This window comes from Alitiscatomonas aceti, assembly GCF_025567195.1.
Lineage (GTDB): Bacteria > Bacillota > Clostridia > Lachnospirales > Lachnospiraceae > Alitiscatomonas > Alitiscatomonas aceti.
In genome coordinates this window covers 84,281-98,635 of record NZ_JAOQJF010000002.1, presented here as the reverse complement: position 1 = coordinate 98,635, position 14,355 = coordinate 84,281, and the positions used below count along the sequence as shown (strand labels likewise).

Below are 14,355 nucleotides of genomic sequence, written 5' to 3'. Positions count from 1 at the left end.
TTAGATCTATTCTGAAAGGGGCCGCTGCAAAAGGAAAGCCCAGAAACCACTCTTTTGCAACAGCCCCGTTTACTTCCTTATTTAATTACTTTCATTCCGCCCATATACGGCTGAAGGGCTTCCGGAATCCTTACAGAGCCGTCGGCCTGCAGGTTATTCTCCAGGAACGCGATGAGCATTCTCGGCGGAGCCACCACAGTGTTGTTGAGGGTATGGGCAAAGTATTTCTTTCCGTCTGCGCCGTTAACACGGATCCGCAGTCTTCTGGCCTGGGCGTCTCCTAAGTTGGAGCAGCTTCCCACCTCAAAATACTTCTTCTGTCTCGGAGACCATGCCTCCACGTCCACAGATTTTACCTTTAAGTCTGCCAGGTCGCCGGAGCAGCACTCTAAGGTACGCACCGGAATATCCAGGGAACGGAACAGGTCCACGGTATTCTGCCACAGAACATCGAACCATTTCTTCGACTCATCGGGATGGCATACCACGATCATTTCCTGCTTTTCAAACTGATGGATCCGGTAAACGCCTCTCTCCTCGATGCCATGGGCTCCCTTTTCTTTACGGAAGCAGGGAGAATAGCTGGTGAGGGTCTTGGGGAGCTCCTCCTCGGGAATGATGGTGTCGATGAATTTTCCGATCATGGAGTGCTCGCTGGTACCGATCAGATACAGGTCCTCGCCCTCGATCTTATACATCATGGCGTCCATTTCAGCAAAGCTCATAACGCCGGTGACCACGTCGCTGCGGATCATGAACGGCGGTACACAGTAGGTGAAGCCCCGGCCGATCATAAAGTCCCTGGCATAGGAGATCACTGCGGAGTGAAGCCTTGCGATGTCTCCCATTAAATAGTAGAAGCCGTTTCCAGCCACTCTTCTTGCGGAATCCAGATCAATGCCGTTAAATTTCTCCATGATCTCCGTATGGTACGGGATCTCAAAATCCGGGACCACCGGCTCTCCGTATTTCTGGACCTCCACATTCTCGGAATCGTCTTTTCCGATGGGAACGCTGGGATCGATGATATTGGGAATGGTCATCATGATCTTTTTGATCCTGGCTTCCAGATCCTTCTCCTTCTCCTCCAGCTCTGCCAGATGATCAGAGGCTTCTGTCACCTGCTTCTTCACTTCCTCGGCCTCTTCCTTCTTTCCCTGGCCCATCAGAGCTCCGATCTGCTTGGAGATCTTGTTTCTGCTGGCTCTCAGGTCATCGGCCTCTTTCTTTACTTTTCTGTTTTCTTCGTCCAGGGCGATCACTTCGTCCACCAGTGGCAGCTTGGAATCCTGGAATTTATTCCGGATATTCTGTTTAACGATCTCCGGGTTTTCTCTGACGAATCTCAAATCTAACATACTGACTGTCTCCTTCTGCTGATTTATCTCCCGCATCCGAACATGGACGCAATTTTACGCTTATGTCCAAATATACCACAAATTACTGTGAAAAGGAAGGGGCATTCTATTTTTTCACCAGTTTCCCCAGAATTTCCTCAAAGCAGACTCCGTTGGCATGGGGGATATCCAGCTCGTCTGAAATATGGATGCAGTCCTTTACAAACCTGGCCGCCTGCTCCACCGCTTCCTTTAAGGAGGCCCCCCTTAACAGCGCCCCGGCTGCTACCGACGCGAACACGTCTCCGGTTCCCGGTCTCTGGCCGCCGGCGCATTTCACCTTCACAAAGGAGGGCGCGTCCATGCCCCGGTCCAGGACCACGTTGGTATAAAAATTTCCCTCCCGGACTCCGGTGATGACCACGGATCTGGCTCCCATGAGCCGCAGCATCATGGCCATGTTAAGGAGCTCCTTTCTGGTCCAGCCCTTGTCCTTATAGGGCGTTCCCGTAAGGATACAGGCCTCCGTCACATTGGGGGTCGCCACATCCGCCCGGCTCACCAGGAGCTTCATTTCCTCGCACATTTCCTCCGTATAGGTGGCATAAAGACGGCCATGGTCCCCCATGACCGGATCCACCAGCACCAGCGTATCATCTCCGCTTAAGCGCTCCACCATGTCGATGACCATGGCGATCTGCTTTTCAGAGCCTAAAAACCCTGTGGCGATACCGTCAAAGGACAGGCCCAGCTGCACCCATTTATCTGCATAGTCCTGCATTTTTTCCGTATAATCGTCAAAAAAATACACGGGAAATTCTGTGTGGCTGGACAGGATGGCCGTGGGCACAGGACAGGCCTGATGGCCCATGGCCGATAAAATGGGAAGAGCCACTGTAAGAGAACAGCGGCCATATCCGGACAGATCATTGATCACTGCGATCTTTTTCTGTTTGTGTGTAAATGTTTCCATGATTGCGTTTTCCTTCTTTTTTCCCCATGATACTCCCGAAGTGGATCGTTCTGAATATCCAGTTTAGGGTTTTTAAACCAGTCCAGTCTCCCTGTCCCTGGACTCCACGCATAAAAGGAGTCCGGACCGGAAGGTCAGCACCGCCTTTTCCTCCAGTACCTCGTTGCTGATACAGAGACTTGGATTTTCCAGGATGGAGATATCCTTTTCCTTTAAGGGATATTTAAACCCCGTAAGTGTGATCCCCTTTACGGTCTCCGTCACCGGAAGGAAAGAGACATACCTTCCGTAAAGATCCTCCCTTTCAAATACCACCTGGAGATCCAGCTCTGCATCCGCCAGGAAGATCTTATTAAAGGCGTCGTAAATGGTCACCCGGAGGCCCTTTTTCCTCCCCTGGGCCAGGAGCTGGATGTTGGACAGCTCATGATCCAGGCGGCCTCCCGTGGCTCCCAGCATATCCACAAGGACACAGCCGGCCTCCAGGGCGTCCCGGAAGGCCAGCTCCGTATCCGTCTCATCCTTTTCCGGCTGATGGACGTCTGCCCTTACACCAGAGCGTTCCTGGTATTCCAGGAGGTGCTCCCTTCCCAGGGTATCAAAATCCCCCACCAGAAGATCCGGACAAAGGCCCAGGGCCTCGCAGGCAGCCAGGCCCGCGTCCACGGCGATCACAAGATCATAGGTGCGCCCCAAAAGGAACCGTCTTCCAAAGGACAGGTCCAGGGGGCCGCCGGTGACCATAAGACAGCGCTTCATCTGCTTCACCGTTCCTGGTACCGGGAAAAGATCTCCAGAAATTCCCGGGTATTGGCCGCCGCATCGTTTTTAAACACAGCGGAACCGGCCACGATCACGTTGGCTCCCGCATCCAGAACGTCCCGCACGTTGGCGGCGGAGATCCCTCCATCCACCTGGATATCCGTGGAAAGCCCGGCTTCATTGAGCATAGCCCGGAGCTTCCTTATTTTTTTCAGGGTATAGGGGATGAACTTCTGGCCCCCGAAGCCCGGGTTCACTGACATGATAAGGAACATATCGGCTTCCTTTAAAACGCAGGAGAGGGTCTCCACCGGTGTCGCCGGGTTCAGAGCCACAGCCGCCTTGCAGCCGCACTCCCGGATCTGGTTCAGAGTCCGGTCCAGATGGCGGCAGGCCTCCTGGTGGACGCAGATCAGATCGGCTCCGGCCTTTTTTATATCAGCCACGTACCGGCCCGGCTCCTCCACCATCATATGAACATCGAACACCTTGTCTGTCACTGGCCGCAGCTTCTGGATCACCGGCATTCCAAAGGAAATGCTGGGCACAAAAGCCCCGTCCATGACATCCAGATGGATATACTCCGCTCCCGCATCGGCTACGGTCCTTACTTCCTCTCCCAGCCTGGAAAAATCGGCTGCCAGTATGGATGGCGCTAAGATATACATATTAATATCTCCTTTTATTCTTTAGTTCTTCATAGATCAGCCGGTAATTTTCATACCGGGAGACGGCCAGCTTTCCTTCCTTTACGGCCTCCTTGACGCCGCACTCCCGTTCGCCCACATGGACGCAGCCCAGGAACCGGCAGTCCGGCACAAAATCCTCAAATTCAGGAAAATATCCCGAAAGCTCCTCTGGCTTCAGGGACTCCACATAAATAGAGCTGAAACCGGGAGTATCCATGACGAAGGTTTCCGGCTCCACAAAAAACAGCTCTGAATGCCTGGTGGTATGACGGCCCCGGCGGATCTTTTCGCTGATGGCCCCGGTCTCCATGGCAGCCTCCGGCTGGATCTGGTTGGTCAGGGAGGATTTCCCCACTCCCGACGGTCCCGCCAGGGCTGTGGTCTTTCCCTTAAGGAGCTCCCGGACCATGCTCACGCTCTCTTTGTCGTTGGCGCTGGTAAAATAGACTGAGTAACCGGCGGCCTCATAGATCTGCCTGAGCTCCCGCTCCCTTTCACCGGTTCCCAGGTCCATCTTATTAAAGCAGATGACCGCAGGCACTCCCTGCATTTCCATGGTCACCAGGAACCGGTCCAGGAGATTTAAATTTGGCTCCGGATCCGTCACCGCAAAAACGATCATGGTCTGGTCGATGTTTGCCACCGCCGGGCGGATCAGCTCGTTTTTCCGTTCCAGGATGTCTGTGATGTTTCCGGTCTGTTCCTTTTCATCCAGAACTGTAAATTCCACATCATCCCCCACCAGGGGCTTTATCTTTCTGCTACGGAATACGCCCTTGGCTTTACATTCGTACACCTGGGAGATTCCATCATGGACGTAGTAAAACCCGGCAATCCCTTTTATGATCTTTCCTCTCATGAACCTCTCTTACACCTCTGTCTCCACAAAGTTTACGTTGTAGGAAGTGAGGACAACGTTGTTGGTCAGGTCCACGATCTCCACTTCCCCAGTGGATACGCCGTCTGCTCCCCGGATATGGTCCAGGCGGATATCCAGCATGGTGCTGGCGGAATATGCCTTGGGCTCTGCCAGCTTTGTGTACGTCACCTTTCCGTTGACGGTCTGCTTTAACCGGATCAGGATCTGTACCTCCGATGATTCCGCTCCAGGTCCAAAGGAGATCATAAGGGGATACGTTACCTGGAGAGAGGCCAGGAACTGGGTCTTTGGCGGCTCCGGCCCCAGGCTCACCACCAGATCCACGGCAGTTCCCAGCTCCGCATCCGTGTCCTTTTCGATGCCCTGGCTGATCACCTGACCCGCAGGCACAGACGCGTCATGGGCCCTGGAGATCTCACCCGTGAGGAGCCCGGCCTCGGTCAGTAAGGCTGCCGCCTCGTTTTCGGTCTTTCCATAAAGATCCGGCACCGGCGTTACCTCCACCTCCGGCCCTGTGCTCACGTAAAGCGTCACCGAATCGCCCAGAGCCGCCTTGTCCTCCGGCTCCATGCGGACGATCTTTCCCGCCTCCACATCCTCGCTGGTCTCTTCCACCACCACGGCCTTTAAGCCCTTGGCTTCCAGAAGGCGCACCGCCGTTTCCAGGGTCATATCCGCGATCCCTAACTCCGACAGCAGGATCTTATCGGATCCGCTGCTGATGGTGACCACCACCTTGGAGTACCGGGATACCACCGAATCCGGCGCGTCAGCCTGTTCCATGACCACGCCTTTCTCCACCGTATCGGAGTTCTTCATGACCACCTGCATAGTAAGATCCAGGGCGTCCAGCTTGGCCTCTGCCTCCTCCTGGGTATCTCCCACCAGCTTCGGCATCTTTACCTCCTTCTGGGACAGGGTGGTCTCCTTCTCCTCCGTATGCTCTGTTTCCTGCCTTCCATCCGTTTCTGTCTCACGGGAGACCTGGGTCTCTGTGGGATCCTTGTCTGAGGGGCTGGTGAACAGGCCTCCCAGCCGGGAAAAGAATACGATGACCACCACCACCACTAAAAGTGCGGCCACCACTCCCAGGCCGGTCAGGACCTTTTCCAGCTGGGTGGTCTCGCTGTCCTCGTCCTGCTGGCGGAATGGGGCTTTCTGCCTGCCGCCGCGGCCCTCCGGAACCTTCCTGGCCTGATTTTCTTCATGGTCCGGTCCGGTCTCTCTCCACTCTCCGGGATTCCTGGGCTTTTTCTGTTCCCGCTGCCCGTCGCTCCTGGTCTTTATGAGATCCAGCTCCTTCCGGCTGATGGGCCTGGTCTCCGACAGCGGATCCTCTTTGAGGATCTCGGCGCCCACCTGGGGATCATCTGCGTTCAGAAGGGCCCGCCGCAGATCGCTGATCACTTCAGCCGCATTCTTATACCGGTCCTCGGGCTTTTTCTCTGTACATTTTAAGATGATCCTCTCAAAGCTGGGAGTCACACCTGGGTTCATAAGGCTTGGAAGAGGGATCGGCTCCTCCAGATGGGCCAGGGCCACGGTCACCGTATTGTCTCCGCCGAAGGGGACCCGGCCTGTGACCATTTCAAACATGGTGATCCCCAGGGAATACAGATCGCTCCGTTCATCGCTGTATCCGCCTCTGGCCTGCTCCGGCGAGATATAGTGGACGGAGCCCACCACTGTGGAGTTCATGGTCTGGGAGGAAACGGCCCTGGCTATGCCAAAATCCGCCACCTTCACCTTGCCGTCCATGGAGATCAGCATGTTCTGGGGCTTGATATCCCGGTGGATGATGTGCTGCTCGTGGGCAGCCTCAATGCCCTGGGCCACCTGGATGGCAATGCCGATGGCCTCCTTCACATCCAGACGTCCCTTTTTTGTGATATAGCTTTTTAAGGTAATGCCTTCCACCAGCTCCATGACGATAAAATGGATATCTCCCTCGTCCACAACGTCGTAGATGCTCACGATGTTGGGATGGGACAGGCCGGCTGCCGCCTGGGCCTCCATCTTAAATTTGCTGACAAAATTGGCATCGTCTGTAAATTCCGCCTTTAAAACCTTAATGGCCACCAGACGGTTCAGTTTATGGCATTTCGCCTTATAGACGTCCGACATTCCGCCGGAGCCGATCTTTTCCAGGATCTCATAGCGGTCCTGGAGCATGGTTCCTGCCTTCAATATCATACGCCCACCTCGCTTACCTGAGGTTCTATGAGGATGACCGCGATGTTGTCCTTCCCTCCATTTTCATTGGCCGCCTGGATCAGCCGGCTTGTCTTTTCTTTTAAAGCGGCCGGAGCAGCCAGGACGCTGCCGATCAGGGATTCCTCCGCCATATTGGAAAGCCCGTCGGAGCAGAGGAGCACGCAGTCATCCTTCTTTAAGGAAACCTCAAAAAAATCTGCGGTCACCGCAGGCCGGATCCCCACAGCCCTGGTGATGATGTTTTTCTGGGACCTGTAAGACTCGCTGTTCCGCTCCAGCTTCCCCAGGGACACCATTTCCTCCACCAGGGAGTGGTCCCTGGTGATCTGGCTTAAGCCGTCCCTGAAAAGATACAGGCGGCTGTCTCCCACATTGGCCACGTACATGGTATCCTGGTCCACGGTAGCGGCCACCAGGGTAGAGCCCATGCCCTCCCGGTCCGGATCCCTCTGGGCCTCCAGGAATAAAAGCTCATTGGTCTTTTCGATGGCCTTTCTGAGGGCCGTCACCGGGCTATCGCTTTTGTACAGTCCCATACAGCGGACCATGGTATCCACCACGAACCGGGACGCAAAATCCCCGGCCTTATGCCCGCCCATGCCGTCGGCGACCATAAAAAGGTTGGAAAGCGGTCCCACCGGCGTTTCGGACAGAAAGATCGAATCCTGATTCGACTTCCGCACCCGGCCGGTGTCTGTCTGGCCATAGGAATTCATCGCTCTCCCTCCTCTTCCTTTTTCAGATAACTTTTTCTCAGCTGCCCGCAGGCGCCGCCGATGTCGCGGCCCATCTCCCGGCGGACCGTCACATTGATCCCCTGCTTTTCCAGATATGTACGGAAGGCGTCGATGGCCTCCCGGCCCGACTGGCGGTAATCCCGCTCCTTGATGGGATTCACAGGGATCAGGTTCACATGGCCGTGCATGTCCTTAATGAGGGACGAAAGCTTCCGGGCCTCGTCTAAATTGTCATTGACTCCCTGGACCAGGCTGTACTCAAAGGTCAGCCGCCTTCCGGTCTTTTCATAATACTCCTTACATGCCGGAAGGATCTCAGAAAGAGAATATTTATTGGCAATGGGCATCAGGGTCTTCCTCACCTGGTCGTTGGGGGCGTGGAGGGAAAGAGCCAGGGTCACAGAAAAGCCCTCCTCCGCAAATTTCCGGATCCCCGGCACGATGCCGCAGGTTGATACGGTGATATTCCTCTGGCTGATGTTCAGTCCGTTCTCATCGCTTAGAAGCCGGATGAACTTCACCAGGCTGTCATAGTTGTCAAAGGGCTCTCCGCTGCCCATGACCACCACATTGGACACCCGTTCCCCTGTGGAGGCCTGGATCCGGTAGATCTGGTCCAGCATCTCTCCCGCCGTCAGGTTCCTGGTGAGCCCGTCCAGGGTGGATGCGCAGAACCGGCAGCCCATGCGGCAGCCCACCTGGGAGGAAATGCATACAGAATTTCCGTGTTTATATTTCATCAGAACGCTTTCGATGATGTTGCCGTCTCCCAGGCCGAACAGGTATTTCCTGGTTCCGTCGATCCCGGATTCCAGCATCTGGACCGTCTCCAGGGACGTATACGTTCCATGCTCCAGAAGACGCTCCCGAAAGGCCTTCGGCAGATTTGTCATATCCTCCAGGGACGGGGCCAGCTTCTGGTGCATCCACTGGTAAAGCTGCTTTGCCCGGAAGGGCTTCTCCCCCAGTTCTGTCACAAAGGCTGTGACCTCGTTTAAATCCATGGATTTCAGATCTTTTTTTTCCATACCTACTCCCTATTTTTTTCAAATGCCGCCAGGAAAAAACCATCGCAGCCATGGATCCCCGGAAGGAGCTGGATCTGGTTTTCCCGGCAGTCTGCCTGCAGGGATCCCGGCAGCCTTCCAGCGATCTCCTTTTTATGGAACGGAAGATTTTCCAGGATCCAGGCGGCGTTTTCCTCATTTTCCGCCCGGTCCACCGTGCAGGTGCTGTATAAAAGAGTACCGCCGGGCTTCACATACCGGCTGGCCGCCGAAAGGATCTCCCGCTGGAGAGATGCCAGCTCCCCCAGATCCTCCTTTTTCAGACGCAGCTTGATATCCGGCTTTTTTCCTATGATCCCAAGACCGGAACAGGGCAGGTCTGCCAGGACCACATCGGCCTTCTCTTCCATTTCCGGATCGAAGATACGGGCATCCCAAACCCTCGTCTCCACATTGGCAAAGCCGCACCGGAACAGGTTCTGCTCCACCAGGGAGATCTTATATTCCGTCAGATCCCGGGCTTCCACCCGTCCGGTCCCCTTTAAAAGATCCGCCGCATGGAGGGTCTTCCCTCCCGGAGCGCTGCAGATGTCCAGGACCGTGTCCCCGGCCTTTATTCCGGCCAGGTGGGCCGCCAGGGCGGAGCTGGGATCCTGGACCGTTATAAGGCCCTCATAAAAGGCCTCCACTGCCTCCAGGTGGTCGTAGCCGGAAATGGAGTACACTGTATCCAGAAAGCCCGTGGGCTCTGCAGCGATCCCCTGGCTCTCCAGACTTTTAAGGATCTCCTCCACCGAAGCCCGGCTGGTGTTGAAGCGGACGGTCAGCGGCCGCTCCTTAAGGAAGGAGGCTGCGATCTGCTCCGCCTTTTCTTTTCCATAATCAGCCTCCCACATGGAAAGCATCCATCCGGGAATGGAAAAGCGCACCGACGGATCCGTAAATTCCAGCTTTCCCTTTTCCCTTGAAAGAGTCCGCAGGACTCCGTTGACAAAGCCGGAAAGCCCCTGGAATTTTCTCTTTTTGGCCAGCTTCACCGCCTCATTGCAGACGGCGGCATCGGGCACCCGGTCCATAAAAAGGATCTGGTAGGCTGACATCCGGAGAATGGTCCGGATCACCGGCTTCATTTTTTCTGTTTTTGTCTTAGAAAAGCGGTCCAGGGCCGCGTCCAGGAGGATCAGACGCTCCAGCGTCCCCTCCGTCAGCTTTGTAATAAAGGAGCGGTCCTGCTTTTCCAGATACTGATACTTGAGGAGCGCCTGATTCAGCACCAGGTGGCCCAGTCTTCCCTCCTCCAGGACCTCCAGAAGGATATCCAGGGTGATCTCCCTGGGATCTGTCTTAGTCATTGTCACGGTCTCTTCCTCCAAACAGGATCACAAGACGCAGAAGCTGTAAAATAGAACCGGCCGCCGCCGCCACGTACGTAAGGGCCGCCGCTTTTAAAACCTTTCTGGTGCCGTCCACTTCCTCCCCGGACAAGATCCCCTGGGAGTCCAAAAGACGCACGGCCCGGCTGGAGGCGTTGAACTCCACCGGAAGGGTCACCAGCTGGAACAGCACTGCCAGGCTGAACATCAGGATCCCCACCTGGACCAGCGGGGAACCCAGGCCTCCGAATAAGATCCCCAGAAGGATCATGGGCCAGGAAAGCTGGGAGCCGAAGTTTGCCACGGGAACCAGGGCGCTGCGGAACCGCAGCGGCCCGTAGCCCTCGTTGTGCTGCATGGCATGGCCGCACTCATGGGCGGCTACGCCGATGGCCGCCACAGACGTGGCATTGTATACAGAATCCGAAAGCTTTACCACCTTCGTCCTGGGATCATAATGGTCCGTCAGTTTTCCGGACACCGGCTGCACCGTCACATCATAGATCCCCTGGACATTTAAAAGCCGCCTGGCTGCTTCCGCTCCGGTCATGCCGGAAAAGCTCCTGACCCTGGAATATCTCGCAAAAGTGGAGTTGACCCGGTTCTGGGCCCAGAGGGATAACAGGACCCCGATGAGCACCAGGAAGATCGTGGGATCCAGCCGGTAGCCGTACCCGTATCCATACATTCCATAACCGCCTAACATATGCATATCTCCTCTCGTCTTATGCTCCCAGGACCGTACCGTCCTCCACCTGGAAGCCTCTTAAGAAAGCGGCTGTATCCATCCGCTTTTTCCCCTCCAGCTGGAGCTCCTTGATGGAAAGAAGATCCTTTCCCGTCTCCACCAGAAGGCTGTCCCTGGAAACCGCAGCCCGTCCGGGAACTCCGGCCCCGTTTCCCGGGACCACCTCCGCCGCCCAGATCTTTACGGTTTTTCCATTTAAGGATGTATAAGCGCTGGGCCACGGGTTTAACCCCCGGATCAGACGCTCGATCTTTTCTGCCTCCATGGACCAGTCGATCTGTCCCATGGATTTCTTTAACATTTTCGCGTAGGGCGTGTCCGGCTCTCCCTGGGGCGTCCGCACCGCTGTCCCGTTCTGGAGCTTTTCCAGAGTGGAAAGGATCAGCTCTCCGCCCAGAAGGCTTAACTTTTCAAACAGACTGCCGCCGGTCTCCTCTTTATCCAGGGGGATCTCCGCCTTTTCCAGCATATCTCCCGTATCCAGCCCCTCGTCCATGAGCATGGTGGTGACTCCGCTGACCGCCTCTCCGTCAATGACCGCCCACTGGATGGGCGCGGCTCCCCGGTATCTGGGAAGCAGGGAGGCATGGACGTTGACACAGCCGTACCGGGGCATTTCCAGGATCTCCTTAGGAAGGATCTGGCCGAAGGCCACCACCACAAAGACCTCTGCATCCAGTCCCTTTAAAACCTCCATAAATTCCGGCTCCCGTACCTTTACCGGCTGGTATACCGGGATCCCAAGCTCCAGGGCCTTTTCCTTCACCGGCGTCATGAGCACTGACTTTCCTCTTCCTTTGGGCTTATCCGGCTGAGTCACCACTGCCAGGACCTTATGGCCTCCCTTTACCAGAGATTCCAAAGTCGGCACGGAAAAATCCGGAGTTCCCATAAATACGATACGCATTATTCTTCACCCTCTTCATCGTTGTCGTGGAGCTCGCCTTCCACCCGTTCCACGTAAAGGATCCCGTCCAGATGGTCGCACTCGTGGAGGATGCAGCGGGCCAGGAGGCCGTCTGCCTCAATGGTATATTCCTCCATGTTCTCATTGAGGGCCTTTGCCTTCACATGCTCCGCCCGGGTCACCTGGCCGTTCTTTCCGGGTACGCTTAAGCACCCCTCGGCCCCGGTCTGGCTTCCGCTGGTCTCCAGGATCTCCGGATTGATCATCACGTACTGGTTTCCGTCGTCCACGTCAATGACCACGATACGCTTGCGGATGCCCACCTGGGGGGCTGCAAGACCGCAGCCGTTGTTCTCATACATGGTCTCGAACATATCCTCGATAAGCTCTTCTGTTCTTTCGTTCATTTCCTTTACAGGCTTGCACGCCTTTGTTAAGATTTCGTCTCCAATGACTCTGATCTGTCTGATTGCCATGTCCTTTTTCCTTTCCTCCTACTGCACCGCCGCCTGGAAGTTCACGTTTTTATACCGTTCGTTTTCCTCTTCCCGCTTCTGGGCAGACTTTCTGACTTTTAATAGTATATCATAACTTTCGCTCTTTATATATAAAATTTTTCTGTATATATCATTAACTTTATACGGGGAACCGTTGACCGGGCCAATGACGGAGATCTCCTCAAAGCAAAATTCCCGCCGGATCCATTTCTGGAGATCCTCCATGGCGGCGGCCGCTGCCTCTTCCTTCCTGGAGCTCAGCTGGATGGAGAGGAGGCCCGCTGCCGGCGGATACCCCATCATTTTCCGGTACAGGAATTCCTGGCGGTAAAACTGGCCGTAGTCCTGCTCTGCCGCCGCCGTAATGGCAAAATGGTCCGGCGCATACGTCTGGATCACCACGTCTCCCGGGAGCTCCCCCCGTCCGGCCCGGCCAGATGCCTGGGTCAAAAGCTCAAAGGTCCGCTCAGAGCTCCGGAAATCCGGTGCATAAAGAGAAAGATCGGCCGCCATGACTCCCACCAGCGTCACCCTGGGGAAATCGTGGCCCTTGACGATCATCTGGGTCCCGATGAGGATATCGGCCTCCCCTTCCATAAACGCCTCCAGGATCTCCTCGTGGGCTCCCTTTTTCGCCGTGGTGTCTGCGTCCATCCGAAGGACCCTGGCCTGTGGAAAGGTCCGCTTTGTGATCTCCTCCAGCTTCTGGGTCCCGGAGCCGAAGGGGGCGATATAAGGAGAGCCGCAGACCGGGCAGACCCTTGGCATACGCACCTCATGGCCGCAGTAATGGCACCGCAGGATCCCGTCCCGGTGGTACGTCAGGCTCACATCACAGTGGGGGCACTTCATGGCCTCCCCACAGGAACGGCAGGAAACGAAGCCTGCATAGCCCCGGCGGTTCATGAACAGCATGATCTGTTCCTTCCGCAGAAGCCGCTCCTCCATCAGTTCCTTAAGCTTCCGGCTGAACATGGACCGGTTTCCCTCTGCCAGCTCCTCTCTTAAGTCCACCACATGGACCCGGGCCAGGCGGCTGTCCTTTTTTGCCCGGCGGCCCAGGGTCAGCAGGCCGTATTCTCCCCGCTCTGCCTTATAAAAGCTCTCCACAGACGGAGTTGCGGAGCCTAAGACCAGGGTGGCCTGGTTCATGGTGGCCCGCATGGCCGCCACCTCCCTGGCATGATACCGGGGAGACAGCTCGCTCTGGTAAGCCCCCTCGTGCTCCTCGTCGATGATGATGAGCCCAAGCCTCTCAAAGGGCGTAAAAAGAGCCGACCGGGGGCCGATCATAATGTCGATATCTCCCCTGGCGGCCCGGGCCAGCTGGTCGTACCGCTCTCCCGCCGAAAGCCTGGAATTGATGATGGAGACCCGGTTCCCGAACCGGCGGTAGAACCGCATGACCGTCTGATACGTAAGGGAGATCTCCGGGATCAGAACGATGACCTGGCGGCCCTGATCCAGCACATGGGAGATCAGCTCCATGTACACCTCTGTCTTTCCGCTGCCTGTGATCCCGTAAAGGAGCCACGTCCTGGCCTCCCCCGCATCCATGGAGGCCTTCACCGCAGCCGCAGCCCTTTTCTGATCCTCATTGAGGACCACAGGAGCCGCAGCCGGAGCATATCCCTTCACCGGGTCCCGGCTTTTTTCCTCGGTCCGGATCTTTAAGATCCCCTTTTCCTCCAGGGGCCTTAAGGAGGCCGCTGTGACCCCAAGCTTCTGGGCCGTCAGCCGGTACGGCAGCTCCCCGTTTTCCAGCAGCGCCTTATAAAGCCGGATCCTGGCCTTATATTTCTTTTTTTCCGCTTCCCTTAAAAGCCCGGAAAGCTCCTCCCGGGACCGCAGGGCCACAATGGTCTTTTCCTCTTTTGGGGCCACAGCGGATTTCACCGGCATCACCGTCTTTAAGGCCTGGTTCATGGTGGCCCCGTACCGTTCCTTCATCCACCAGGCCAGACAGATCATCTGCTCCTGGACGGAAACTGCCCCGGGATCCACCTCCCTCAGGGCTTTGAGCTTTTCCGGGGCAAAGGAGGGCGTATGGCTTAAGGAGACCACATAGCCCTTCCGCAGGGTATCTCCCCGCCCAAAGGGAGCCAGCACCCGGACGCCCACCCGGACCCTGCCAAGAAGCTCCGGCGGGATCCTGTACTGGAAGACCCGGTCCACGTTGGTGACCGAAAGGTCGATGATCACATCCGCATAGACCGGAGCCGTCTCCTTCT

13 protein-coding genes are annotated in these 14,355 nt (G+C 56.1%); all 13 read right to left on the bottom strand.

Going from position 1 to position 14,355, the window contains the following annotated elements:
- Window positions 1-77: 77 nt before the first annotated feature.
- The 13 genes from serS to priA all read right to left on the bottom strand — a co-directional run bounded on the left by serS (window position 78) and on the right by priA (window position 14,326).
- A complete protein-coding gene (gene serS, locus OCV69_RS01315) occupies window positions 78-1,358 on the bottom strand; it encodes a serine--tRNA ligase (protein WP_158357057.1) in 1,281 nt (426 codons plus the stop codon).
- A 106-nt stretch (window positions 1,359-1,464) separates the two neighbouring features.
- On the bottom strand, window positions 1,465-2,310 hold the full coding sequence (locus tag OCV69_RS01310; RefSeq protein ID WP_022273662.1) for a pyridoxamine kinase: 846 nt from the start codon (window positions 2,308-2,310) through the stop codon (window positions 1,465-1,467).
- A gap of 72 nt (window positions 2,311-2,382) precedes the next feature.
- Entirely contained in the window at window positions 2,383-3,069 is a 687-nt protein-coding gene (locus OCV69_RS01305; RefSeq protein ID WP_158357056.1) for a thiamine diphosphokinase, read from the bottom strand.
- A gap of 5 nt (window positions 3,070-3,074) precedes the next feature.
- Window positions 3,075-3,740: a ribulose-phosphate 3-epimerase gene (gene rpe / locus OCV69_RS01300; protein ID WP_158357055.1), complete on the bottom strand. Its 666-nt coding sequence runs from the start codon at window positions 3,738-3,740 to the stop codon at window positions 3,075-3,077.
- A 1-nt stretch (window position 3,741) separates the two neighbouring features.
- Complete coding sequence (gene rsgA, locus OCV69_RS01295; protein WP_158357054.1) at window positions 3,742-4,620, bottom strand: ribosome small subunit-dependent GTPase A; 879 nt, start codon at window positions 4,618-4,620, stop codon at window positions 3,742-3,744.
- 9 nt (window positions 4,621-4,629) lie between these two features.
- Complete coding sequence (gene pknB, locus OCV69_RS01290; RefSeq protein WP_158357053.1) at window positions 4,630-6,834, bottom strand: Stk1 family PASTA domain-containing Ser/Thr kinase; 2,205 nt, start codon at window positions 6,832-6,834, stop codon at window positions 4,630-4,632.
- Window positions 6,831-7,571 (bottom strand): Stp1/IreP family PP2C-type Ser/Thr phosphatase, encoded by a 741-nt coding sequence (locus tag OCV69_RS01285; RefSeq protein ID WP_158357052.1) that lies wholly within the window; start codon window positions 7,569-7,571, stop codon window positions 6,831-6,833. Before OCV69_RS01285 ends, pknB begins: the two co-directional genes overlap by 4 nt.
- Entirely contained in the window at window positions 7,568-8,620 is a 1,053-nt protein-coding gene (gene rlmN, locus OCV69_RS01280) for a dual-specificity RNA methyltransferase RlmN (protein WP_158357051.1), read from the bottom strand. Before rlmN ends, OCV69_RS01285 begins: the two co-directional genes overlap by 4 nt.
- A 2-nt stretch (window positions 8,621-8,622) precedes the next feature.
- Complete coding sequence (gene rsmB, locus OCV69_RS01275) at window positions 8,623-9,951, bottom strand: 16S rRNA (cytosine(967)-C(5))-methyltransferase RsmB (RefSeq protein ID WP_158357119.1); 1,329 nt, start codon at window positions 9,949-9,951, stop codon at window positions 8,623-8,625.
- The gene (locus tag OCV69_RS01270; RefSeq protein WP_158357120.1) at window positions 9,944-10,660 is read right to left on the bottom strand and encodes a zinc metallopeptidase; all 717 of its coding nucleotides are present in this window, start codon (window positions 10,658-10,660) and stop codon (window positions 9,944-9,946) included. The genes rsmB and OCV69_RS01270 overlap by 8 nt, the downstream gene beginning before the upstream one ends.
- Before the next feature lie 37 nt (window positions 10,661-10,697).
- Window positions 10,698-11,627, bottom strand: a complete 930-nt coding sequence (gene fmt / locus OCV69_RS01265; RefSeq protein ID WP_158357050.1) for a methionyl-tRNA formyltransferase — start codon at window positions 11,625-11,627, stop codon at window positions 10,698-10,700.
- On the bottom strand, window positions 11,627-12,103 hold the full coding sequence (gene def, locus OCV69_RS01260) for a peptide deformylase (protein WP_022273672.1): 477 nt from the start codon (window positions 12,101-12,103) through the stop codon (window positions 11,627-11,629). Before def ends, fmt begins: the two co-directional genes overlap by 1 nt.
- An 18-nt stretch (window positions 12,104-12,121) precedes the next feature.
- Window positions 12,122-14,326, bottom strand: coding sequence for a replication restart helicase PriA (gene priA / locus OCV69_RS01255; RefSeq protein ID WP_262562914.1), 2,205 nt, complete (start codon window positions 14,324-14,326; stop codon window positions 12,122-12,124).
- Window positions 14,327-14,355 lie beyond the last annotated feature (29 nt).

What these genes read in the sequence shown, in the direction of transcription:
- serS (WP_158357057.1), bottom strand. Translation starts at nt 1,358, where the DNA reads ATGTTAGATTTGAGATTCGTCAGAGAAAACCCGGAGATCGTTAAACAG.
- OCV69_RS01310 (WP_022273662.1), bottom strand. Translation starts at nt 2,310, where the DNA reads ATGGAAACATTTACACACAAACAGAAAAAGATCGCAGTGATCAATGAT.
- OCV69_RS01305 (WP_158357056.1), bottom strand. Translation starts at nt 3,069, where the DNA reads ATGAAGCGCTGTCTTATGGTCACCGGCGGCCCCCTGGACCTGTCCTTT.
- rpe (WP_158357055.1), bottom strand. Translation starts at nt 3,740, where the DNA reads ATGTATATCTTAGCGCCATCCATACTGGCAGCCGATTTTTCCAGGCTG.
- rsgA (WP_158357054.1), bottom strand. Translation starts at nt 4,620, where the DNA reads ATGAGAGGAAAGATCATAAAAGGGATTGCCGGGTTTTACTACGTCCAT.
- pknB (WP_158357053.1), bottom strand. Translation starts at nt 6,834, where the DNA reads ATGATATTGAAGGCAGGAACCATGCTCCAGGACCGCTATGAGATCCTG.
- OCV69_RS01285 (WP_158357052.1), bottom strand. Translation starts at nt 7,571, where the DNA reads ATGAATTCCTATGGCCAGACAGACACCGGCCGGGTGCGGAAGTCGAAT.
- rlmN (WP_158357051.1), bottom strand. Translation starts at nt 8,620, where the DNA reads ATGGAAAAAAAAGATCTGAAATCCATGGATTTAAACGAGGTCACAGCC.
- rsmB (WP_158357119.1), bottom strand. Translation starts at nt 9,951, where the DNA reads ATGACTAAGACAGATCCCAGGGAGATCACCCTGGATATCCTTCTGGAG.
- OCV69_RS01270 (WP_158357120.1), bottom strand. Translation starts at nt 10,660, where the DNA reads ATGTATGGATACGGGTACGGCTACCGGCTGGATCCCACGATCTTCCTG.
- fmt (WP_158357050.1), bottom strand. Translation starts at nt 11,627, where the DNA reads ATGCGTATCGTATTTATGGGAACTCCGGATTTTTCCGTGCCGACTTTG.
- def (WP_022273672.1), bottom strand. Translation starts at nt 12,103, where the DNA reads ATGGCAATCAGACAGATCAGAGTCATTGGAGACGAAATCTTAACAAAG.